The following is a 22859-nucleotide window of genomic DNA, read 5'->3' on the forward strand; positions in this document are numbered from 1 at the left end:
CTCTTCTTCCTTAAAGTGTTACCAAGAAGAGTATCGTTTTATACACTCGCTAATAAGTGCTGATCCATTGATTGATTTCTCCTGTCTCCTTATTCATCTCTAGTTCCCGCTCGTCAGTTACACCACCCTTTGTCTCGATATTAACCAAGAGCCGGACTAGCTTTTTTCTGTCATCGCACCCAATTCGCTTCAACGTCACTCGACCTTCTTCTGTGACAATTGGGCTCAATGGCTGATCACAAATACGATTTAATTTGTTTGCAGCTTCACTTAGACCTAAACGAAATAACTGCTGTTTTTGATAAAAAGAAATCGCGAGCTCTGCACTTTTCAACTCTTTTTGAAACCCAATGGTCATCGATCCTAGAATCAATAAAAATAAAAGAATGACAGCAAATACGTGTGGATAAATAAACCCGTCTTCTCTTTTCACGTTTTAGGAATCACTCCTTTGTAAGTGAAAAAAACAGCTTCATGTACTTGACCAAATACATCTGTGACTTGGAGAGTGGTGGTTTGCTCTTTTGTTCTTACATAGAATTGTTTCACCTTTTGTAATAAAGGGAGATGGCCTGCCTGATCCATTCGTTTACGAAGCATCTCTTGATACGGCTCAATCGTCACCACTCGCCCTTGATTTGAAATATACTCCAGTGCTGTTCCATTTTTCACCGCTCTTACAGCGACAGCACAATTTAGCTCCTCCTCTAATTGCAGGACCGTTTGTTTCCACTCCATTTGCGAAAATTTGTTGATTTCTGCAAACGGATGAGCTTTTTCAGCAATTGATAAAAGCAACATGCAGCCAAAAGAAAGCAGCAAAAATAGCTGCAATTGCCATATTGCTTGAGCGAGTGTAAAGCCTTGTTCATCGCTCCAAATGTCGAAAGCAAATCGTCTTCTTTTTTTGTACTTTGTATGAAACACATCCCTTCTCCTGACCCCAAATGAATTCATATGTGATCTCGCCTCGTTTCTTTGTACTTGATTCATTTTGACCTTCTATAAAAGCTTTATTCATATACTCATGTAAGATTTGATAAGCTTCCAGTTTAGCCCTTAATTCTTCTTTCCCAATTGTCAGTTTTTCAAAGGATGGCACGAGCACAAGAGCAGCAAATAGAAAGAGGTGGCAAGAAAAGAGCATCTCAAACGTACTAAATCCTTTATTGTTGCTGAACATGAATCCGCCCGCTCCCTAAGTAAATCGTGAGTTTATATATTTGACTACCAAATTGAATAATGAGAGAACCGCCACTATTTGGATGTCCGTTTTTATTAAAGTGAAGGCCTTGTTGAAATGTGGATTGCTTGATGGTGCCTTTTTTGTGTGGATTAGAAGCAATGATCTGCTCACTATTCTGTTCGATGACTTGATAAGATACATTGGGCGGGTGAAACTCAACAGTTACTCGTGTTTTTTTAATAAATGCAGTATAAGATGCCAATTGAAGATCTTGTTTTAGCAAGTTCACTTGCTTTTTTGCTTCAGCACTTTCTAATATATTGGGCACTTTTCCACCTATTATCGATAATAAGATAGAGAAAATCATGACGATCAAGAGCTGCTCAATGAGTGTAAATCCTTTCTCCTGGAAAAGCGATTTATTCATTTTTCACATCCCCGTTTTGAATGAAAATTGCCTTTCCATTTGGACAAGTTAATCCTTTTTTGACATAGCCTTCTTTTTCTAATTCAGCTAAAGATGGCGTCTTGCCGTCATGTTCTAATTCATATGCCATTACCTGTGTACTCACCATTGATTTCAGCCCTTCACAGCCCTTTGCTTGAATGCTTTGATGATGCCGAGTGATATTTGGAATGGTGATCAATAAAAGAATGGAGATCACAAGCATGACAATTAACATTTCTAACAGTGTAAATCCTTTATCATTCATGCCTTAGTCCTCCTTTTCACACTTGTTCCATTAGTTGATACATTGGTAAAAGAATAGATAAATACACAATGAGTATAAGAAATGCTGTTAAGCCATAGATGACAGGTTGCAGCCATGAAACCCATTTTTCAATTTTTAATTCTGCATTCTCTAAAAGAAATTGACTATATGTGTACATCTCTCTTGCTAGCATCCCACTTGCTTCCCCATGCTTAATGACAGCCGCAAAATGCCTTTCGAAAAAAGGAGACCGGCTTATTTGATGTTCCATACTCTCACCTTTTCTTAACTCCCCTATCATTTGTTCAGACATTTCTTGAAGGAAAGGTAAATAGGTCTGCTGTTTAAAAGCTTGCAAACTTTCGTAAATCGATAACCCAGCTTGAAGAAGTCCGCTTAGCTGAAGGGAAAAAAGATACGTATGCATCAGCTGCACCCCTTTAAATACCACCGGCAGCCTGCTGATGACTTTCAGTTTCTCAAGGGTCGATTTTTTCTTAAAAAAGAGCTCATAATATCCAAAAAGACAGATACATATACAACCGATCATAAGCAACAAAGCGTGTAGGAATTGGAAGAGGCCAAACATCCCTTGAATCAGCCATGTCATGCTTGTATTCATAGATGAATATAATAAAGAAAATTGAGGGACGATCATTTGCTGAACAATGATGAGCACAACAAAAACCGTAAACATAAGAAAAATCGGATATCGTAACATACGCTTGAATGTGTCAACCTGCATGATTTTTTTCTCTAGAAAACGGGCGCTTTGTTCAAGAGCTCGCGCTAGGCTGCCATGTTTCTCTGAAAAACAAAGAATAGCGACGGCTTCCCGCTGAAAATGAAGTCGCTCAAGTACAACGTAAAAAGGCTCCCCTTCAAGCAGCCACTGAATGCCTGGCGTTAATCGCTGCTGCTGTTTTTTTGATAACTGAATATTCACCATCGTTAGTGCGTCAACCAATGTATATCCAGCTTGAATCAACTGAGCCAGTTTCGATAAGAATTCAGCTTGTTCTTTTTTAGACCAGGGTTTAGAGGTTCGCTTCTTCATAAACCCAGCGATGATATGTGCTTTTTGATAAATAGCCGAGTGCCACTCCTTTCCGAATTAATCTTTGCAGTGTTTCGTATGACGAATGAGCGTATTCTCCTTTTGCCTCTTTGATACACTCACCAAGCTCCTTTCCGTAAAGCAATTCAAATACATTTGTTCGTCTGACTGGCCGATTTAGTTTGCAATAAAGCTCACACGTTTCGCCGCAAAATGGACATGCGAGTTCGATTAACCGCTGAGCAGCAATAGCAACCATTGTTTGTTCGAGTTCATTCATTGTCACACCAAATTCGAGCATTCGATAAAGAGCTCCTTTTGCATTCTTTGCGTGCAATGTGCTCATGACTAAATGACCTGTCAAAGCTGCTCTAATAGCTGTTCTGGCTGTTTCCGCATCTCTTATTTCTCCAAGCACAATCATATCTGGATCATGTCTTAAAATAGCGCGTAAACCTGCCGCATACGTGATACCAGCTTTTTCATTTACTTGAACCTGCAGCACTTCTTCATTTCTTGTTTCCACAGGATCTTCAAGGGTAATAATATTTCGATTAAAATGTTTTTTGGCAAACTGAATCAATGAATAAAGTGTTGTCGTTTTCCCTGAATTTGTTGGTCCTGTAAATAAAATGAGCCCATGCGAATGATTCAGAAACGATAATAATCTCGCTGAAGCCTTCGGGAACAGTGACAAATACTTTGTTTTCGGCACATGATCCTGCGGTAAAATCCGAATCACTAGACTTTCATCATTGACAGTTGGTAGTGTAGAGAGCCGAACAAACACTTGACCGCGTCTTAACATCACAGCCAATGATCCATTTTGTGGTCTCCTTCTTTCACCAATATCCATAGAAGATAAAAATTTGAAATGAGCAATGAGCCGCTCTCCGCTCTTTTTGTCAATGATCCGCTGCTGAATGAGGTCAGCGTCTACACGAAAAGAGACTGAAGCTTCCTTTTCTCTCGGAACAATATGCACATCAGATGCTCTCATGCGGCACGCCTCTTCTAGCAGCTCTTGCCCCAAATATTCAATACCATACAAGTGATTCACTCCTTTCAGTGACCATATTGTATGATGGCGGAACGTGCCTGACAAAAGCGTATTTCATGGTTTTCATGACTGAAAAGGGTTAAAAATGTTCAATTAGAGGTGTATTTCATCTATAAATAACAGAAGGACAAATCAAAAAATTTGACTTTTACAACAGCGGGTTCCATTCAGAGGAGAAAAAAAAGAAGTGCTATTGGCACCTCTTTTTTGATGATCATTTCATTTGGTTCTTTTATTATGGATGATCTGTTACAAGGAGGTGTCTCCAAATTTATTCCTCCTTAATAGATTACTGATTTGAAGATAAAGAATATCCTTTCGTGTCTGATTTATGGATAAAAAAAGAGACCAAATCTGTATGCGAATTGGTCATCTCATTCATATGCTCATTATATTGTTTCTCCTTGTGAACGAACCTGTTACTTTTACTAGTAACATTTTTTGGTTCACGTTGCTTCTTGCTGCTGCTCTTCAAAGATACGAAAGCCTCTTTTTTCTAAAGCTTTTGCAAGGCTGTGTTCAGTATTTACTTTTGAGAAATCAATGCCGAGTTTCACTACAGTTTGAGCGATTTCTGGACGAATACCTGATATAATCGTCTCAATTCCTAGCAACTTCGCACTATCAACCACTTTAAACAGCTGATATGCAACCATCGTATCAACAACGGGAACGCCAGATATATCAATAAATAAATGGGTTAGACGCAGTCTAGATGCCTGTTCTAGTACTGATTCCAAAATGATTTTCGCCCGGTACGTATCAATTTCACCAATCAGCGGCAAAATACCGATCTCTTTTGAAACTGGAATAACAGGCGCACTAAGCTCTTGAATCATTTCTCTTTGTGCATTAAGCTGATTGATTGTCACGCGGTCATACTCTTCTGATAAACGTGCAATCATGTCATCAAATGTGGCGTGAAAATGCTGATTCCAATCGCACACATCTTTGAGTGTCACTTTAAGCTCCGTTTGTTGTGTAAAGGTCTCAATTCTGGAACAAAAAATGTGGCGGAACACCTTAAATTGTCCGATGATTTCATATAAAGGTACTTCATGAACAGCTCGATCGCGGGCAATATCAACTGACCACTTTTTTAGATGGTCTTCTACTTTATCTGATAGCGTGACTAACGTTGCTGCAATCGTTTGAATAAATGCTGTGTTTTGTTCTTTCAGCTTCTTTTCTGTCTCCTCTGAAGCATGTTTGGAATATAATGAGCCTTCTTCTGTTCTTGTTTTCAGCCATTCTTCGGTCATGACAGGGGCTTCTTTAAGAATAAATTCATATAATAGCTCAGATTTTTCATTTTTCATTTCTGTCGTTCGCTCCTTTTTCACTTACAACTAGTGACAACCAACTTTTTATGTATAAATGACCGCAGATGGTGAACAATAGCATTACACGTTTCATATTGGGCTATAGCCAAGTGGTAAGGCAATGGACTTTGACTCCGTGATCGTTGGTTCGAACCCAGCTAGCCCAGTTCAGCACAAAAACGAAGACGGCTGAAACATCATTCAGCTGATCTTCGTTTTTGATTAGGAAACCGATTGATGAATCGCTTTCTTTTTTGAAATTTTCATGAGTTCCCCTGGATTATAGCCGACCACTAATTTATTTCCATCAATGATAATAGGTCTCCGGAGCAGCTTTGGTTTTTCAATGAGAAGCTGAAGTACCTCATTTACTTTTAGATCATTAATATTTAAATTTAAGCTTTTAAAAGCTTGGCTTCGAGTAGCTAAAATTTCATCCATTCCTTCTGTTGTTAAGGACAGGATTTTTTTCAATTCGTCTAGTGTTGGCGTTTCTCTGAAAAGGTGACGCTCTTTAAAATCAATTTGATTCGCCTTTAACCAATGTTTTGTTTTGCGGCAAGACGTGCAGCTTGGGTATGAATAAAAAGTAATGTCACTCATTAGTCTTCCTCCTTAGGTCGTTAACCTTTTCTCTTATGGACTAAGTACCCTCATGCATTTAGGCATAAACACTTTTTCATCACTTTTTCAAAAAAATTTTTTCTAACGAAAGAATGAATGTTCACACGTTGTCAAAAATGTAAATGTTTACATAACAAGTGATCATCAGCTATAATATGAATCAAAGGGGTTTTTTAAGGGGAGGGAAAGAAATGAATCGCATGTTCCGCGTTCTTGGGTTTTGGACGGGTATTTTTGCTGTCATGTTCTATTTAGGACATATGAAAGATGCATCCTTGCTGTTCTTCGGTCAAACCGTTCTTTTTGTATTTTTATCCTACTTGAATTTATCCGAAAGAATGTATATTTACATTTTCGGAGCGTACTTGACGATTTTCTTTGCCGGATTTACATATTATTCGATTTTCATCATGGTTCCCGGTACCGGACATTAATAGAAAAAAGCATCTCTTTTGAAAGAGATGCTTTTTTCGTGCGTGCTATTATAAAGAAAACCCATTGATAAACGGATTTTGCTCCTGTTCTGTAAGCACAGTTGTTTCCTCGCCATGTCCACTTAACACAAGAGTTGATTCTGGCAATGTCAACAATTTGTCATGTATCGATTGAAGCAACACGTCTTGATTACCGCCCGTTAAATCAGTTCTCCCGATACCACCTTGGAATAGAGTATCACCAGAAATCACAAATCCCTCTTCCGCTGAATAGTAAGACACACTGCCAGGTGAATGACCTGGTGTGTGGAACATTTCTAATGTAAACGATCCAATTTGAAGAGGTCCTTCTGACGTAATCAATTGTTCAGCTTCTTTGACCGTAATTCCGTTACCAATTAGTCGAGCTGAACCGTTTAACTGAGCATTTGTCAGCCATTCTTTTTCCTTTTCATGGACATAAAGCGGAATTCCCCATTCTTGACGCACCTCATCTGCTGCACCAATATGATCAAAATGGGCATGTGTCAATAAAACAGCAAGTGGTTTCAGCTGTTTTTCTTTCACATAAGAAATTAGCTTTTGCGCTTCGCCGCCTGGATCAAAAATTAAACATTCTCCCTGTTCATTTTTCCAAATATATGCGTTCGCTTGCACATAGCCTAGCGGCATTCTTCTCCAATTCATTTTCATCACCTACTACTTTTTTCATTCTTTTTTATTATGAAGGCTATTCAATAAAAATTCAAACAATCGTCAACTTGAATGTACTCGACAAGCTTTATGAAAACGGTTAAAATGAAAAGAAAGGAAATCAAGGGGATTGATGACAAAGGGGGACTTTCATATGATGCTCGTCATTATTTTTGGTCTAGTCACGATTTTAGCCGCTCTCGGCATCTATCGCTCACTCAAAAAAGTGAACGTACTGGCCATTGCTTTCGCTGGCGCCACATTTTTGGTTTTTGGATGGTTTACCGTCATGACCATCATCTATAGCGGTTATCCAACTGCACATTAAAAGCCTGCAATAAGCAGGCTTTTTCTATTGATTCAAATGTTTATTCACGCTTTCTAATTTGCTTGAAAGGGTGGTCGTTTGATCTCTTCTGTCATCTATGCGGATATTGGTTGCTACTCGGTGTAAACCCTTTTCAAACGGAGCTTCATGAATACGCTGAATGACCTCAAATAAAACGGATAGCTCCCCTTCAATTAATGTATTCATTGGTGTGAGCTGATATTTGATTTTCCCTTCTTGTTGAAAGCCCTCTAACAATCTTTGTACGTCTGCTACATATGCACTCACGCTTGGTGTCTCAGTGCCTATTGGAATGATGGTGACATCTGCTATTGCCATGGTTCTTGCTCCTTTCAATGACATCCTATTTCTTTCTCGTTCTCATTGTAACCCATCGTGATTCAAAAATGCCATGATCATGTGGCGTTTAAGCTTGGTTTGTCCCGTTCTATCGTCAAATCTGCTCTCTCTACCTTCCCAATATTTGTGAAAAGGAGCAAGCATATACCTGAAATGGCTTCGATCAGTCCTCCTGCTGCAATGACATAACCTGAACCGAATAACGTCGCCATATAACCACCAATGAGAGCGCCTAACGGTATCATTAAATACGAGATCATGTTAATAATCGCATACACTTGCGGCTGATCCTCCGCTTTTACTGACAATTGAATCATCGTATGTTCAGGTACATTGACTGCACTGATGGCTGCACCTAAGGCAAATGCAGATATAAACACAAGTGGTAATAAGGCATTCATCCCTGTAATGAAAAATGCAATTCCATCAACGATCCCTGCCCCGATAAACAACAGACCGTATCGATTCACTTTCACCTTTGTTAAAACGAATCCCATCAAAAATGCACCCAATGCCGTGGTCACTTTGATGAATGAATATACTACTGGTCCACTATGTAAATCTTCTGTTAAATAAATAACCGACAATGCCTCCCACGGTGCCGCAGCAAAATTGGAGCAGACACAAAAAATGGCTAATGGAAACAAAATATGATGACTTTTCACAAGTGAAAATCCTCTTATTAATCGTTTTCCGTAAGATAATCCTTTTTTACCTTTATCCATGATCGCTTCCGTTTTATATGTAATCAGCAAAACCAGCAAAGCGGACATGAGGTAAAGAGGAATAATGACAAGCATTGTATATCCTACCCCTACAAATGCAATCATGACACCACAAATCGTCACAGTCACAAGCCTGACCACATGACTGGCTGATTGAATGGTTGCATTCGCCTTTTGTATCACATCTTCATGCACAAGCTTTGGAATAATGGACACCGAAGCTGGTTCATAGGAACCACCAGTCGCTGAATGCAGCAACATACCGCCAATGATGAGTGCCAAAGGAGAAAAATCATAAAAGTAACTCACCACAATCACAAGTATAATCGCCGCCCGAGTTAAATCAGCAAAGCACATCCAAAATTTCAATTGATGCGGCTTCATCATTGGGGTAATAAACGGCCCAATAATGGCTTGAGGGACAAAACTAACGGCAATAAAAAATGCTGTTCCAATTGCTCCTTTTCCCCCTAGCACTAAAAGCCACAAAATGGTGTTAAAAGATAAACTATCAGCAGTAATTTTACACATTTTAGAAACAAATAGATAAGTAAAATTCCGTTTCCACAGGCTTTGAGCATTCAATCATCGACATCTCCCTAATTCATATCCTTTTTTTTACATCCACTCTTTCACAATAGCTTACAGGAATGCTCTCGTCAATCACATCAGCACGGTTTTTATTGACCATAAGAAATTGATTGGTTTGAACGTATTAAATGATTGTTGACAAAGGGCGAAAATGAACTTGATTTTAGCCCTTTGTCTTCTTGTCAGCGTGATAGAAAACCTTTGCAGCCCTAGGAAGGACGAGTACTGGCGCATTCGTGAGCACCGGCACGCAGGACTAACAAAGAATGCGAGGGTTTGTCTACACGCTGAAAGCACCGATTAGGTGCTTTTAATACTTACATGCTTCCCACAATAACCGCTTTGTTTTTTCATAGATCGAATCAAATTGACTCATAGAAAGCGGGTTCTTTCCTCGCCCAAGTTCCACCGTATATCCCTCACTTTTACATTGATAAATAAACCAATCACGATAACCTGCATAGCTATCAAGATATTGAATCGCTTTGTAACCGCTCACCCGTTCTAACCGTTCGACCGTCTCTTTTGAAATGGCCGGTTCGTGGCCAAGAAAACCCCAGTATATCTCTTCTCCTTGTGTATGAAGGGCAATTAGCCGATCAAAGCGTTTTCGTAAGGCGAGATGTGCCATTGCTTTCGCTTCTGGTTCTGTTAACGGCTGATGCCCTGGGAAATCCCTATAAGACGGTGCCTTCGGCTTATTACGATAATATTCGATTTCCCAATAAGCAGGAAATTGATTGTTTAAATCAATTCCTCGAATATTCGCCTTCCATTCTCGATAATCGGAAAATCCACCATTTAGCGGCGCGAACTCCTCACGGCACAACCCTAAAGATTCTGGACCATTGCGAACCAAATCAACACCGTCTGGATTTACCATCGGGACAATAGACAAAGCAGTGGTCTGCAATATACGAACCGCTTCATGATGTCTTGCTTGCACTGGGTCCGAGGCCGCTAAACAAAGTGATTTAAGCCATTTTAATAAAACAGAGGTCGTGATCCATTCATTTGCATGAAAAGAGGCATTAACATGTATGGAATGTAAATGTTGTACAGGCTCCGTACGGATTTCATAAATGGGCGTATCAAGCACTGATTGACCAATCACACTCATCTGAAGAAAAGGAAAAACAGCTTTCAAATATTGAAGCTCTCGTTCTAAGTGAGCGCTATCATATTCAAATGTGCCGCTGATCCAATCATCTGATTGCTGGAGCCGGTAAGGCGCAATGAAGCTTTGCACCTCACCTACCGATTGAAATGAATGGGTCCCTTCTGGAAGTCTATACCCCGGTAAAAGGAGGTGCTCCGTATTTGACTGATTGGACAAACGGAAAGCTTCTTTCCCTATACCAAGCTGCTTTGCCACATCCTCCTTCCTTGCCTCATCCAGATGCCATTCAATTGTGCCAAACGACTTTTTCATTTACATCCCTCCTCTTACACTATATGAACCAGTAAGTAAAAAAAGAAAACCTCTGCATGTAAATAGCAGAGGTTTTCTTTTAAATTAAGACGCCTTTTTTAGCTCAGTGTCATCTTCTTTTTTAGATGGTGAATGGTCCGAGTTGTTTCGGTCATAAAATCTAAGGAGATCTCCATAGATAATTTGATCAGAGAATTGAAGCTCTTGTTTTGCCTTTTCTTCATAAGACTGACAAACAGACTCATCTTCTCTCGGCTCACCCGTTTCTTTGTTGTAGCACACACCAGCTGTGAAAACACTGTCCTTCGTAATAAAACTTCCATCTCGAAGCACTGTGAAGTCATTTGTATCTTTTGATAATAGGTCATGACCAAATTGAATTTGCTTGCTTGTATCGATTCCTAGAAGGTTCATGACTGTTGGACGGATATCTACTTGCCCGCCAACTGTATCAATCTCTTTTGGATGTTTATCCGTGATACCTGGAATGTGTACAACAAATGGTACTTTTTGAAGCTGAACTTCTTCAAAAGGTGTAATGTCTTTGTTTAAGAATTGTCCCATTGCTTCGTTATGGTTTTCAGAAATCCCGTAGTGATCACCATATAACACAAAAATGGAGTTGTCGTATAACCCTGCTTCCTTCATTTTTTTAAAGAAAAGCTTTAGTGCCTCATCTTGATAACGCACTGTAGGGAAGTATTTGTTCAACGTTTTGCTCTTTGAGTCATATTCATCAATGAGCTTATCTTCTTCATCTAAGTCAAATGGAAAATGGTTCGTTAATGTAATCAATCTCGTATAGAACGGTTGCGGGATCGTTTTCATTAAATCTACTGACTGCTCAAAAAACGGACCATCTTTTAGTCCCCAGCCAACTGAATTTTCTTCATTTACATCGAATGATTTAATATCAAAAAATTTGTCGTAGCCAAAGCTGTCATAGATCAGGTCACGGTTCCAGAAACTTTTGTTATTCGCATGAATAACAGAAGAATGATAGCCTTCCTCTTTTAACAACTCAGGTGCGGCTTTGAACTCGTTGCTTGGATTTGTGAAAAATACAGCTCCTCTTCCAAGCGGATAGAGTGAATTATCAACAATAAACTCGGAGTCCGATGTTTTCCCTTGACCCGTTTGATGATAGAAATTACTGAAATGGTAGCTTTTCTTGATCAATTTGTTTAAGAACGGCGTGATCTCTTTCCCATTCAATTTTTCATTGATCACAAAGCTCTGGGTAGACTCAAGCGATACTAGAATGACATTTCGTCCTTTTGCTTGACCAAACGTCTTTTCATTACGGTCTGTTTGATTTGCGCTTACATAGTTTTCAATTTCAGTTAAGCTATTGCTGTCGGCAAGTGCTCGCTGAGCGGATTGCTTCGATTGCAGAACCCCATCATAAATATGGAAGTTATATAAGCTGATGTTTTTCACTAGCATCTCACGGTCAAATGAACGAGTTAACAGCTCTGGTCTTTCTGTTTCAGCCAAACCAAGGTTAAAAAAGAAAGTGGCTGCCACAAATAAATAATAAGCTGCACGTCCCTTACGTGAAATCGTTACATCTGTTCTAAAGGAAGGCTGTTTTTTATAGAGCCAAATTAAAATGATGATATCAACAAACATCAGAAAATCAACTGGTTCAATTAAAGAGGTAATACTTGACCCGAGGTCACCCATATTGTTTGTTTGAAATAGGACGGGGATGGTTAGAAAATCACTGTAGAATCGATAAAATACAATGTTAGCTAACAAAATAAATGTCAGAACAAAACTCGTCACGATGATATATCGATTGCGATTTTTTTCTTTAAAGAATAAACCGATACCGAAGATAAACAAGAGAAAGCTAAGCGGATTAATAAACAGGATAAATTCCTGCATGAAATTTTCAATTTTGATATTAAAACTAGATTTATAGATAACATAGGTTTTCACCCACATTAACAAAGTCGCAATCAGTAAAAATGAAATCGCCTTTAATCTTTTCTTTCGCATTGTAACCTCCTTATGCTAAAAACGCACTCAGGTTAGGGACATCCCCAATTATTGGTGCTTCTTCAAAAATAACTAAAGTATATCTTATCCTGTCTATGATGGAAAATCAATGTCTTTTTCCCCATGACAAACTTATGAATATGCTAAACATTCAATTTCATGCCTATCTATCGCTGATTTTAATAAAAATGACATCATTATGACATTTTTGTTCAAGACAACCACTTGTTTTTTGCCATCCATGCACCACCGATCACGCCTGCATCGTTTCCTAGTGAGGCAATCACCACTTCAACATCCTCAGCACATGGCGGGAAGGCATGATGTTTGACGACACGCTCTACTTTACTGCGAAGAAGCTCGCCCGCTTTAGATACACCGCCGCCAATGACGATTTTTGTTGGGTTTAAGGCACTGGCTAGATTCGCAAGGACAAGACCAAGATGGGTTGTTACTTCATCTACGACATGCATCCCAAGTTCGTCTCCGTTTTCTGCTGCCTCAAATACATCCTTTGCAGACAGCGAAGTAAGTGAGCCAAGTGATGATGTATGGCTCTTTGTTTGTAATGTATCTTTTGCGATTCGGACGATACCTGTGGCAGACGCAATGGTTTCAATACAGCCTGTTCTCCCGCAGTTACATGGTGCTCCTTGAAATGGAACGGCACAAATATGACCAATTTCTCCACCAGCACCTGTTTCGCCTTGAACCACTTCTCCATTGACAATAATACCGCCGCCAACCCCTGTGCCCAGTGTAACCATCAGGATGTTTTTGGCGCCATCACCTGCACCCTTCCACATTTCACCGAGTGCAGCAATGTTCGCATCATTTTCGATGACAGATGGAAGTCCTGTCTCTGCCTCTAAATGGTCTTTTAAGGGATAGTTTGTCCAGCCCAGATTCGTTGTTTTATAGACAATTCCGGATACTTTATCCACTGGTCCAGGTGCCCCCATACCGATCCCAATTAGGGCTGATTTCGGCATGCTGATCTCAACTAGTTTATGGTCAATTGACTTGGCAATGTCGACTGTAATTGTCTGCCCAGATTTATCCGTAGGAATCTCCCACTTATGCTGAATTTCACCATAAAGATTAATAAACGCAAGCTTAATTGTCGTACCGCCAAGATCAACTCCTACAAACCAATCCCCTGTCATATGTCCTCCACCTTCACATTGTTTTTCGATTTAATTTGGCTAGTTCCATTTGAAGGATGGTCATTGCGTTTGACCATTCAGTTCGATCGATGATGCCCGATGTATACATTTCCTTCAATTCATCTGCCATAAATTCTAATTCCACTTCACGATCTCCGAAATACACGTAATTTCCAAATCTCATGAGCAGCTGCTGTACATCATATAACGTTTTCATTATTTTCACCATTTCTCTAAATCAACAGATAGGATAAGCGTATTCATAAATACGCTTTCAGTCAAGTCATTCAACGTGTTTGAGTGTTTTCAATATATTGTTTCAACTTTAAAAATTGGTCATTTTGCGGATCTTGTTTTAATGCTTTTTCGATGAAGTCGTCTGCTTCCGCTGTCTCGCCTTTTTCTACATACAACAACGATAAGTGATACAATTTATTCGGCTCATTTGGATCTTTTTCAAGCGACTTTTGCAAATACTCAATGGCCTTGTCAAGATGTCCAAGCTGTGCTTCGGAAAGCGCATATATATGAAGTGCTTCAGCTGAGGCATCCTTTTGCTTTACATATTCCTCTAGACGCTGACTTGCTTCGCTATAGTTCTTTTCATCAAATAAACTCGCTGCCTCGCTAGTTGCCGCCGCTTCTTTTTGATCGTCTGAATGAAACCCTGTATACAATCCAAAGCCGCCAATAAGGAGGAGAAGAAAACTAGCAAGAAGCATTTTGACAGGCTGAAACTGTTTAGGAAGACGGACCGCTAAAGCGGCTAAAAATCCCCCAGCGAGCCCCCCAAGATGCCCTGCATTATCAATCCCTGATACAGTGAAACCTATCCCTAAATTGATGAGGATAATCACGATAATATTTGTCCCCATCGTACGAAAGAAGAGCTTCCGGTTAGAGATCGCTAAATATAGCAATGCGCCTAAACAGCCAAAGATTGCACCTGATGCTCCTGCTGCGATGGCTGTATTAAACACAAAGCTCGCTATGGAGCCAAAGATGCCGGAAACTAAATAAATCAGCAAAAATCTTCCTGAACCATAAATTCTCTCAACAGCCGCTCCAACGGACCAAAGAGCAAATGTATTAAAGAGTAAATGCGTCAAACCAATGTGTAAAAACATAGGTGTCACAAAACGCCACCATTCACCCTCTAAAATCAGCACATTATTTTTCGCACCGAATGCTGTTAAAGTGGCTGTATTGGTACTTCCACCAGATAATTCGAGTAAAAGAAACATCACCACTTGAACTGCGATTAACAAGTAGGTAAAAATCGGTCTGCCATTTTGAAAAACGGCCCGTTCTCGTTCACGTTGCTTTTCCTGATCTTGAAATGCCTGAAGCACGTTCATTTTAAGCTGCATTACATCTTCGGCTGTATCTGCCTTCGCCTCTTCTACATCAATCGAGAGTGATGTATTCAGCCATTTTTGCAGCTCGTGTCCATCGTTTTGAAGGGTTTCTTCATTCAGTAAAACAGGTGTCACCGTCACCTTTTGCTGTTTTTGCGGTTGACCGTTTATGTCTTCCCAATCATCTACTGGATGGTCAGCTGTAAATTGTAGTTGCAGGAGATGAAGAGAACGTTTACGCATGGCTTCTCTCAACTGATTCATCCGAAAGGCCTGCTCTTCCATATCTCGAACGATCTCCTGTCTAAAATTCACATCTCTTCTATAGAGACGGATGAGATCATATCCTGAGTTTCGTGGTGCTTCAAAAAAGATTTCATCTTCTGGGTACGGACTTTGAATCATCTCGTATCCTTTTTGTCTGAGTTCATCAATCACTCGCCAAAATAGACTATCTATGACATTCATTCATTCGCGCTCCATTTTTTACATTATTATAGCAAGAATTACTCTTATACGCATTTCTCAACAAAAAAATCCCGGCTTTTGCGGGATTAGAATGCTTGGCGAATAAATTTCGTCCGAAAATATGGAATTTTCATCAGCCATTTAATAAAAAAGTGACGCACTTGGTTTTGACCTAAGATCAAATTCATGAGCCGATAACGATTTTGCACAAGAACGAATGCAAACAGTGTGAACACAATGCTCCAAATCATTTTATTCATCATATTCCCTCCTATGTTCGTATCGTGGCTTAAATAGGATTTGTTTATGCATGAACCATCATTTTTATCTCTTACCATGCGATCTACTTTCACACTCTAATCCCTTGTTCTTTTGATTGAATATAATAGACCTCTTCACACTCTGATTGATCATAAGAAACGTCAAATTGATGAAGGGCGATTAAATCTTTGAACGCTTTGATATGCTCTCTTCTTATTTTTCCGACTCCAAAAAAAATCAAGGTGCGTATGCCAAAAATAAACCCATGAATCATGATCAAGTTGTAAGTCAAAAGTATTCACTTCCTCCCACAAATTACGGAAGTATCTTTTCTTTCCTCGAAATTTTTTCAATATATGACTCCTACTAGCTAAAATGCCCTGAGCTAATGAAACGAGCTCAACACAAAAAGCCCGTTTTTGGACAATGAGCGGGCTTTCACTTTTGATATAACGTACCTTTTTCACTGACAATCATAGATACCGGTATGTCGTGCGCTTCAGCCGGAATATGCCTCGTCTGCTGTAAAGACAAACAAAGGGCAATGGTTACGCCGTGGTAGTCCGCTAAGTAGCGATCATAATAGCCCCCACCAAACCCAATCCGGTAACCACGTTGATCGAAGCACACCCCAGGGACAATGATCAAATCAATGGCTTCTTTATGTACAGCTTTAGACTCAAGAGGGTCTGGCTCCAATAGTCCAAAGTAGCTGGATGTCATCTTTGTTTCAGGTGTATATTCATAAAACACCATCTCTTTTGTTTTCGGAAAACAGGTGGGAATACAAACTGTTTTTCCTTCTTCCCACGCTTTTTCAATCAGAGGCATTGTCGGTATTTCTTTTCCCCTAGACATAGTCAAAGCAATCGTTTTCGCCTGTTTCCATTCTGACAGCTGTAGCACGTGTTCATGAATTAGAGCGGCGTAGCGATTGAACTCTTCAGCGCCTATCTGATCAAGCATGGCTAATGTTTGAAGGCGGAGCTCCTTTTTCATACAGGTTCATCTCCCATCATAAAAAAACAGCAGGAAAATTCCCTGCTGCTTACTTTGTTTCACGATGTAAAGTTTGTTTTTTATCACGTGAGCAATACTTTTTGAATTCAACGCGATCTGGATTGTTTCGCTTATTCTTTTTAGTAATATAGTTACGCTCACCGCATTCAGTGCAAGCTAGAGTAATATTTACGCGCATGTTTTTCCCTCCAAACTAAAATCAATTCACATTCAGACCTAACTATAATACCACTTCTAGCTAAGGAATGCTAGAATGTTTTTTCACCAATTTCATTTTTCAATGCATTCCACCCGCATCCTGATCCATATTGTCTGGTCATGTGATGAAAAATCGCCTTCTCCCCTATAAAAACACGTTCTTTGTCGTACTGTATACATGAGAACCCCCTCTTTGTTCCACAGCTTTTTTTCATCTGATCCGTCTTCTTTTATTTTAACAGCGGGCAAGGTTTTCATACTTGGTTTCTCTATAAAAAGAAAAATGATGAAAAAAAGGTGATTTTTTCAGCAATTCCTTTTGAAACTAGCTTTTTTATGGTATAAAAAAGAAGGGTCGAAAACTGTCTGAAACAATCATGAGAGCCTTTTTTGGCTTTCAGCATTAAAATATGAATAAAAGGTGATGAAACATGGAAATTGCAATTATCGGATTGCTTGTTGTCAGTATTGTACTGATCGCATTCTCATATTTTCAAAGAGAGCCGATTAAAGAAGTCGAACAGGAACTTGAAACACTTCAACTATCTGCAATGCAAGAAATCTATAAACTGAAAAAGAAAATGAAGGTTCTTGAAGAAGAATTGCTTGAAACAAACATCGTTGTCCGCAAGCATTCAGAAATTGATCCATCTATTGCAAGACAAATCATTTCAAAGCATCAAAATGGCATGTCTCCTGAGGCGATTGCGCGCGCTGAGCATGTATCTGTAGAAGATGTGAACATGATCATTAAAGACAACGAGAGGGTGCTTGTATGACGAAAAAAAGCATCCAAACGTTTGCAGCAGGTATGATTCTTGCAACTGGTGTTCTGGCGATCGTCTTTTTCCTTACTGGAAAAGATGAAGCGGCGGCTGATTCTACAACAAAAGAAACCTTCGCAGCGAAAGTGACAGACACTGACGTGAAAAATTACTTAGACTCTAAAAAAGAAGTCTCCGTCAGCCGTGAAACATATCAACAACTTCTTGATTATAAAGAAAAAGCGCTGAAAGCAAATGAAGACGGCGATTCTCAGAACGATAAACAAACAACGGACAAGCCAAAAGGCAAAACGGTTAAATTCGTGATTAAAAATGGTATGAGCACAAGTGATGTTTCAGACATGCTTGAAAAAGACGGAATCATCAACTCGTCTAAAGATTTTAATGATTACGTGATAGACGCAGGCTACCATAAAGAAATTCGTGCCGGCAAATTCAATTTAAAAACAGGTATGACATTCAAACAAATCGTCAAAGCCTTAACAAAATAACATCAAAAACCCCCTGGCGGCATTGACCTCCAGGGGGTTTTTGATTATCCAAATCGTCCTGATATATAATCATTTGTTCTTTGATCATTTGGCTCTGAGAACATCACATTCGTATCATTGACCTCAACAAGCTCGCCCATTAAGAAGAACGCTGTTCGGTCTGATACCCTTGCCGCTTGCTGCATATTATGCGTCACAATGGCAATCGTATATTTCTCTTTCAGTTTCATGATTAATTCTTCAATCTTTAATGTTGAAACAGGATCAAGCGCAGATGTTGGTTCATCCATTAATAGAATATCCGGGCTTGTGGCAATGGCTCTTGCGATGCAAAGACGCTGCTGCTGACCGCCTGAAAGACCTAATGCAGGCGCACTTAATCGATCTTTCACTTCATCCCAAAGGGCAACATCACGAAGCGCTTTTTCAGCGATTTCTTTCAATTGCTGCTTGCTCTTCACCCCGTGAATTCTTGGCCCGTAGACGACATTATCAAAGATAGATTGAGGGAATGGGTTTCCTTTTTGAAAGACCATCCCGACGTTTTTACGCAGTTCCACTAGATCGACACGGCCTTTTAAAATATTGTCACCGTTATACATCATATCCCCGGTGATTTTCACACCTGGCACTGTTTTGACCATGAGATTTAAGGTCTTTATAAAAGTTGACTTTCCGCAGCCGGACGGACCGATAATCGCTGTGACCTCATGCTCTTTAATGTCTAAATCAATATGCTTCAGTGCGTGATGCTGTCCGTACCAAAGGTTCATATCATTCACACGAAACACTTCTTTTTTGACTGTTTCAGTTGCTACTGCATTCATCAAAATCCACCCGCCTTATCCGAATCGACCATTAATATAGTCTTCTGTTTTTTGCTGCGCAGGACGTGTAAAGATACGTTCAGTCGCATCGTATTCCACTAGATCACCGTTCAGGAAAAAGGCTGTATGATCAGATACACGTAACGCTTGCTGCATATTGTGTGTGACAATGACAATCGAATAATCATGTTTTAATTCCGATAATAGTTCTTCAATTTTTGCATTTGAGATCGGGTCTAAGGCAGAAGCCGGTTCATCTAATAAAAGCACGCTAGGTTTCATCGCAAGGGTACGTGCAATACAGAGGCGCTGCTGCTGGCCTCCTGATAATGATAAGGCAGAGCGGTGCAAGCGATCTTTGACCTCATCCCATAGCGCTGCCTTTGTTAAGCTTTCTTCTACCGCATCATCAAGCACTGATTTCCTTTTTTCACCCGCATATTTTAGCGCATGCGTAATGTTGTTGTAGATGGATTTAGGAAATGGATTTGGCTTTTGGAAGACCATCCCGATTTCTCTTCTTAAATTCACCACATTAATACGGTCATCCAAAATATTTAACCCTTCGTACATGATCGCCCCTTCACTTCGTGCACCTGGAATTAGGTCGTTCATGCGGTTAATGCTGCGTAAAAAAGTCGATTTTCCGCACCCTGATGGGCCGATTAATGCAGTAATTGCATTTTTTTCAATTTCAAATGAAATTTGATTGACTGCTCTTTTTTCACCATAATAAATACTTAAATCCTGCACCTGTAGAATCTGTTCCGCTTGAAGTGGAGCCTTTTTTGCTTCAATCTCTTTTTTTTCTGCTAGCATTTGAACCATATCCCCTTCACACCTCTCACTATTTATTTTGACGTAAGCTTCTTATGAATAAATGAACCAAGCCATCTAGCTGCTAAGTTGAATACTAATACAGAGAGCACAAGTACGGCTGATGCACCATTTGCAATGGCCTCTGCATCTGGAATAATCCCCTGTGTATTGACGTTCCATATATGAACGGCTAATGTTTCTGCCGGTCTAAAAATATTGAGTGGTGACGTATCGGAGAAAGGACTCCAGTTTGTAAAATCAAGACGCGGTGTTGAAAGACCTGCTGTGAAAAGAAGAGCAGCCGCCTCACCGAAAACTCTTCCCGATGCTAAAATTGCTCCAGTTATAATGGATGGAATCGCACCTGGGATCAGAACCGTCTTCACTGTATGCCACTTTGTCACACCGAGCGCAAGCGATGCTTCCTTTTGATCCTTCGGTACAGATCGAAGTGCATCTTCTGTCACCCTGACCATCACTGGCAGGTTAAAGACTGTCAGCGCAAGGGCTCCTCCGATGATCGTATAGCCCCATCCTGTTAAATTAACAAACATCAGCAAACCAAACATACCGATGACGATCGATGGCAGAGAAGATAACACTTCAATACATGTACGAATAAAATCAGTCACTTTGTTTTGAGGTGCATATTCTGCCATGTACACCCCGCCGCCCACGCCAAGAGGCACGGTAAACAGCATCGTAATAAATAGAATGTAAAACGAGTTAAACAGCTGATCCCTAATACCGCCACCAGAGCCAATCGCACTTGAGCGGGTAGTCAAAAAGTCAAAATTTAATTCTTTGGCACCGTTGAAGATGATATAAGAAAACAAGCCAACAAGTATCGCCGTAATAATGGCGGCACATAATCCAAAAACGATTGTGGCAAAACGATCGGTCATTTTGCTATTCATTAAATCTTCCTCCTAGATGACAAGTATCTGATAATGAGTATGAACATAAATGATACAACTAGAAGGACAAGTCCCATTGACCAAAGTGTATTGTTTTCAACACTTCCATACGTTGTATGTCCCATGTTTAACGTAATAATGGTTGTTAATGTACCAGCTGTGTCCATAATACTTTCTGGTAGATTACGCGTGTTTCCAATGACCATCTGAACGGCAAGGGCTTCTCCAAATGCTCTTGCCATTCCAAGCACGACTGCTGTCATTAATGTTGGCAGCGCTGCAGGTACAAGAACACGTCTGATCGTTTGCCATCTTGTTGCGCCTAATGCATACGATCCCTCACGTAAACTTTTTGGAAGTGAAGCCATTGCGTCAGTTGCAATGGATGTAACAGTTGGCAGAATCATAATAGAAAGGACAATCGTTCCTGCTAACACACTGTGCCCTGAACCGCTTGACTTAAAGTGTCCAATAAACGGCACCAATACTGTAAGACCTATGAATCCGTAAACAACGGATGGAATCCCTACAAGCAGTTCAATCACTGGCTGGAGAATTTTCCGTCCCCATGCAGGTGCAATTTCTGTCATGAAGATCGCTCCTGCGATGCCTAGCGGTGCTGCTATGAGTGCTGATAGAAGCGTGACAGCGATTGATCCAAAGATAAATGGAAATGCGCCGTATTGCGGATTTTCCGCTGTAGGGTTCCAATTGATACTGGTTAAGAACTCAATTGGGCTTACACCATTTACGATGAAAGATTGTAAACCCTTAATGCCAAGGAAGATTGTGATGGCAATTGATACAGCAATCATTAAGAATGCGCAAAATTTCACCAAAATACTTCCTCTTACTTCATCCATTTGCCTATTTTTTTTCGAGCTGATCAGTCGATCGCTCGCTTCTGTATGTTCTATCTGTTTCATCTTTTTCTACACTCCTATGAATGTCATAAAAGGAAAAGTGAAAAGCTCCACTTTTCCTTCATCATCAATTCAAGACCTTTTACTTATCTGTTTGTTTGCCTGTTGCGTCTCTTTCTACTTTCATATTAGAGACTGAGATGTAGCCTTGGTCTTTAACGATTTCTTTTTGTACTTCGTCACTCATCAAGTAATCTAAAAATTGTTTTGCTAAACCTTCTGGCTCACCTTTTGTATAAGAGTGCTCATATGCCCAAATTGTATATTTACCGCTTTCTACATTGCTTTCTTCTGGTTTCACACCATCAATGCTAAGCGGTGTAATTTTGTCATCTGTTAAATAAGAGAATGCTAGGTACCCAATCGCACCTGGTGTTTCTGCAATCAACTTTTTCACTGTGTTTGAAGAATCCTCTGTGATTCCTTCTGCAGGTGTCGCGCCGTCAAGTGCATATTTCACAAATGTTGCACGAGTTCCTGATGAGTCTGGTCTGTTCACAAGTGTGATTTTTTGGTCTTTCCCGCCAAGCTCTTTCCAGTTTTTGATTTTACCAGTGAAGATTTTTTTCAATTCGTCCTTTGTGATGTCTTTGACACCAACTTCAGGGTTAACAGCTGCCGCCATTCCAACAACTGCTACTTTGTGGTCTTTTAAAGCTTTTGCGTCGATTCCGTCTTTCTCTTCTGCGAATACATCTGAGTTCCCAATTTGTACAGATCCTTCTGATACTTGAGAAAGTCCTGTTCCTGAACCGCCGGCTTGTACTTGAATATCGGCTTTTGGATGTTTATCCATGAATTTTTCTGCTGCCGCAAGAACTAAAGGCTGCATCGCAGATGATCCTGAGATGGTAATGGAACCTGATGCCTCATCTTTGTTTGAAGCATTTCCTTTACTGTCTTTTGAATCTCCGCTTGAGCTGCTGTTTCCGCATGCTGTGACGAATGCTAACAATGCGATAGTAAGGAAAGTAAGCAGCCATAATTTGTTCTTTTTCATTTCAAGAATACCCCCTGAATAATTTGTCCTACGAGTAATACATTAAAGGTTCTTTATTAATTTCGTTTAAATGGAATGTTAAGGTTTTGTAAATGTC

Annotated in this window: 29 protein-coding genes, 1 tRNA gene and 1 pseudogene; 5 read left to right on the plus strand and 26 right to left on the minus strand. The window is 39.9% G+C overall.

Annotated elements, in window-relative coordinates:
• Positions 1–49: 49 nt before the first annotated feature.
• The 8 genes from AC0VYC_RS11340 to AC0VYC_RS11375 all read right to left on the minus strand — a co-directional run bounded on the left by AC0VYC_RS11340 (position 50) and on the right by AC0VYC_RS11375 (position 5335).
• The gene (locus tag AC0VYC_RS11340; protein WP_251211210.1) at positions 50–433 is read right to left on the minus strand and encodes a competence type IV pilus minor pilin ComGG; all 384 of its coding nucleotides are present in this window, start codon (positions 431–433) and stop codon (positions 50–52) included.
• Positions 430–927: a competence type IV pilus minor pilin ComGF gene (gene comGF, locus AC0VYC_RS11345; protein ID WP_203085333.1), complete on the minus strand. Its 498-nt coding sequence runs from the start codon at positions 925–927 to the stop codon at positions 430–432. Before comGF ends, AC0VYC_RS11340 begins: the two co-directional genes overlap by 4 nt.
• Positions 869–1183 carry a competence type IV pilus minor pilin ComGE gene (gene comGE, locus AC0VYC_RS11350; protein WP_007501227.1) on the minus strand — a complete coding sequence of 105 codons (315 nt, stop codon included), beginning with the start codon at positions 1181–1183 and terminating at the stop codon, positions 869–871. The genes comGF and comGE overlap by 59 nt, the downstream gene beginning before the upstream one ends.
• On the minus strand, positions 1167–1613 hold the full coding sequence (gene comGD, locus AC0VYC_RS11355; RefSeq protein WP_268432011.1) for a competence type IV pilus minor pilin ComGD: 447 nt from the start codon (positions 1611–1613) through the stop codon (positions 1167–1169). The genes comGE and comGD overlap by 17 nt, the downstream gene beginning before the upstream one ends.
• Positions 1606–1899 carry a competence type IV pilus major pilin ComGC gene (comGC, locus tag AC0VYC_RS11360; RefSeq protein ID WP_008342186.1) on the minus strand — a complete coding sequence of 98 codons (294 nt, stop codon included), beginning with the start codon at positions 1897–1899 and terminating at the stop codon, positions 1606–1608. Before comGC ends, comGD begins: the two co-directional genes overlap by 8 nt.
• 16 nt (positions 1900–1915) lie before the next feature.
• Positions 1916–2956, minus strand: a complete 1041-nt coding sequence (comGB, locus tag AC0VYC_RS11365) for a competence type IV pilus assembly protein ComGB (protein ID WP_024718840.1) — start codon at positions 2954–2956, stop codon at positions 1916–1918.
• Positions 2937–4007, minus strand: coding sequence for a competence type IV pilus ATPase ComGA (gene comGA, locus AC0VYC_RS11370; RefSeq protein ID WP_024718839.1), 1071 nt, complete (start codon positions 4005–4007; stop codon positions 2937–2939). The genes comGB and comGA overlap by 20 nt, the downstream gene beginning before the upstream one ends.
• A gap of 455 nt (positions 4008–4462) precedes the next feature.
• Positions 4463–5335: an STAS domain-containing protein gene (locus tag AC0VYC_RS11375; protein ID WP_475388475.1), complete on the minus strand. Its 873-nt coding sequence runs from the start codon at positions 5333–5335 to the stop codon at positions 4463–4465.
• Between the two features lie 99 nt (positions 5336–5434).
• On the opposite strand from AC0VYC_RS11375, the gene AC0VYC_RS11380 reads away from it, so the two are divergent.
• Positions 5435–5505, plus strand: a tRNA-Gln gene (locus AC0VYC_RS11380).
• A 55-nt stretch (positions 5506–5560) separates the two neighbouring features.
• On the opposite strand, the gene AC0VYC_RS11385 is transcribed toward AC0VYC_RS11380, so the two are convergent.
• The gene (locus tag AC0VYC_RS11385; protein WP_007501232.1) at positions 5561–5941 is read right to left on the minus strand and encodes a Spx/MgsR family RNA polymerase-binding regulatory protein; all 381 of its coding nucleotides are present in this window, start codon (positions 5939–5941) and stop codon (positions 5561–5563) included.
• Between the two features lie 212 nt (positions 5942–6153).
• On the opposite strand from AC0VYC_RS11385, the gene AC0VYC_RS11390 reads away from it, so the two are divergent.
• Entirely contained in the window at positions 6154–6396 is a 243-nt protein-coding gene (locus AC0VYC_RS11390; protein ID WP_003217440.1) for a DUF2626 domain-containing protein, read from the plus strand.
• 48 nt (positions 6397–6444) lie between these two features.
• On the opposite strand, the gene AC0VYC_RS11395 is transcribed toward AC0VYC_RS11390, so the two are convergent.
• Positions 6445–7083 carry an MBL fold metallo-hydrolase gene (locus tag AC0VYC_RS11395; protein WP_475388477.1) on the minus strand — a complete coding sequence of 213 codons (639 nt, stop codon included), beginning with the start codon at positions 7081–7083 and terminating at the stop codon, positions 6445–6447.
• Between the two features lie 160 nt (positions 7084–7243).
• Here AC0VYC_RS11395 and AC0VYC_RS11400 point away from each other — a divergent pair, with 160 nt between their 5' ends.
• Entirely contained in the window at positions 7244–7417 is a 174-nt protein-coding gene (locus AC0VYC_RS11400) for a DUF2759 domain-containing protein (RefSeq protein WP_003217333.1), read from the plus strand.
• A gap of 24 nt (positions 7418–7441) precedes the next feature.
• Here AC0VYC_RS11400 and AC0VYC_RS11405 read toward each other — a convergent pair whose 3' ends face one another.
• From AC0VYC_RS11405 to rpmG, 11 genes and pseudogenes are all read right to left on the minus strand, one after another.
• Entirely contained in the window at positions 7442–7756 is a 315-nt protein-coding gene (locus AC0VYC_RS11405; protein WP_017367597.1) for an MTH1187 family thiamine-binding protein, read from the minus strand.
• A 77-nt stretch (positions 7757–7833) separates the two neighbouring features.
• The gene (locus AC0VYC_RS11410; RefSeq protein ID WP_039170371.1) at positions 7834–9087 is read right to left on the minus strand and encodes an MFS transporter; all 1254 of its coding nucleotides are present in this window, start codon (positions 9085–9087) and stop codon (positions 7834–7836) included.
• Between the two features lie 316 nt (positions 9088–9403).
• Positions 9404–10525: a M14 family metallopeptidase gene (locus AC0VYC_RS11415; protein WP_056705261.1), complete on the minus strand. Its 1122-nt coding sequence runs from the start codon at positions 10523–10525 to the stop codon at positions 9404–9406.
• A gap of 84 nt (positions 10526–10609) precedes the next feature.
• Positions 10610–12529 (minus strand): LTA synthase family protein, encoded by a 1920-nt coding sequence (locus AC0VYC_RS11420; RefSeq protein ID WP_135009246.1) that lies wholly within the window; start codon positions 12527–12529, stop codon positions 10610–10612.
• A 212-nt stretch (positions 12530–12741) separates the two neighbouring features.
• A complete protein-coding gene (locus AC0VYC_RS11425) occupies positions 12742–13695 on the minus strand; it encodes an ROK family glucokinase (RefSeq protein ID WP_008342319.1) in 954 nt (317 codons plus the stop codon).
• Positions 13696–13708: 13 nt separating this feature from the next.
• Entirely contained in the window at positions 13709–13912 is a 204-nt protein-coding gene (locus AC0VYC_RS11430) for a YqgQ family protein (RefSeq protein ID WP_008342322.1), read from the minus strand.
• A gap of 70 nt (positions 13913–13982) precedes the next feature.
• A complete protein-coding gene (locus tag AC0VYC_RS11435; RefSeq protein WP_144668077.1) occupies positions 13983–15521 on the minus strand; it encodes a rhomboid family protein in 1539 nt (512 codons plus the stop codon).
• Positions 15522–15607: 86 nt separating this feature from the next.
• Complete coding sequence (locus AC0VYC_RS11440; RefSeq protein WP_017367602.1) at positions 15608–15781, minus strand: hypothetical protein; 174 nt, start codon at positions 15779–15781, stop codon at positions 15608–15610.
• 89 nt (positions 15782–15870) lie between these two features.
• A pseudogene (locus tag AC0VYC_RS11445) lies at positions 15871–16135 on the minus strand (hypothetical protein).
• Between the two features lie 85 nt (positions 16136–16220).
• Positions 16221–16781 carry a 5-formyltetrahydrofolate cyclo-ligase gene (locus AC0VYC_RS11450; protein ID WP_440608057.1) on the minus strand — a complete coding sequence of 187 codons (561 nt, stop codon included), beginning with the start codon at positions 16779–16781 and terminating at the stop codon, positions 16221–16223.
• A gap of 49 nt (positions 16782–16830) precedes the next feature.
• Positions 16831–16980, minus strand: coding sequence for a 50S ribosomal protein L33 (rpmG, locus tag AC0VYC_RS11455; protein ID WP_008360061.1), 150 nt, complete (start codon positions 16978–16980; stop codon positions 16831–16833).
• A gap of 451 nt (positions 16981–17431) precedes the next feature.
• Between rpmG and AC0VYC_RS11460 the strand changes: the two genes are divergently transcribed.
• Positions 17432–17779: a hypothetical protein gene (locus tag AC0VYC_RS11460; RefSeq protein ID WP_003217285.1), complete on the plus strand. Its 348-nt coding sequence runs from the start codon at positions 17432–17434 to the stop codon at positions 17777–17779.
• Positions 17776–18276 carry an endolytic transglycosylase MltG gene (locus tag AC0VYC_RS11465; protein ID WP_475388480.1) on the plus strand — a complete coding sequence of 167 codons (501 nt, stop codon included), beginning with the start codon at positions 17776–17778 and terminating at the stop codon, positions 18274–18276. The genes AC0VYC_RS11460 and AC0VYC_RS11465 overlap by 4 nt, the downstream gene beginning before the upstream one ends.
• A gap of 44 nt (positions 18277–18320) precedes the next feature.
• On the opposite strand, the gene pstB (AC0VYC_RS11470) is transcribed toward AC0VYC_RS11465, so the two are convergent.
• The 5 genes from pstB (AC0VYC_RS11470) to AC0VYC_RS11490 all read right to left on the minus strand — a co-directional run bounded on the left by pstB (AC0VYC_RS11470) (position 18321) and on the right by AC0VYC_RS11490 (position 22762).
• Positions 18321–19103, minus strand: a complete 783-nt coding sequence (gene pstB, locus AC0VYC_RS11470) for a phosphate ABC transporter ATP-binding protein PstB (RefSeq protein WP_008342337.1) — start codon at positions 19101–19103, stop codon at positions 18321–18323.
• 15 nt (positions 19104–19118) lie between these two features.
• Positions 19119–19931 (minus strand): phosphate ABC transporter ATP-binding protein PstB, encoded by an 813-nt coding sequence (gene pstB, locus AC0VYC_RS11475; RefSeq protein WP_475388482.1) that lies wholly within the window; start codon positions 19929–19931, stop codon positions 19119–19121.
• Positions 19932–19954: 23 nt separating this feature from the next.
• Positions 19955–20839, minus strand: a complete 885-nt coding sequence (gene pstA, locus AC0VYC_RS11480) for a phosphate ABC transporter permease PstA (RefSeq protein ID WP_007501259.1) — start codon at positions 20837–20839, stop codon at positions 19955–19957.
• Entirely contained in the window at positions 20839–21765 is a 927-nt protein-coding gene (gene pstC, locus AC0VYC_RS11485; RefSeq protein ID WP_017357999.1) for a phosphate ABC transporter permease subunit PstC, read from the minus strand. Before pstC ends, pstA begins: the two co-directional genes overlap by 1 nt.
• A gap of 79 nt (positions 21766–21844) precedes the next feature.
• Entirely contained in the window at positions 21845–22762 is a 918-nt protein-coding gene (locus AC0VYC_RS11490) for a phosphate ABC transporter substrate-binding protein (RefSeq protein WP_017367609.1), read from the minus strand.
• Between the last annotated feature and the right edge of the window lie 97 nt (positions 22763–22859).

This window comes from Bacillus sp. iso_77 (genome assembly GCF_056173625.1).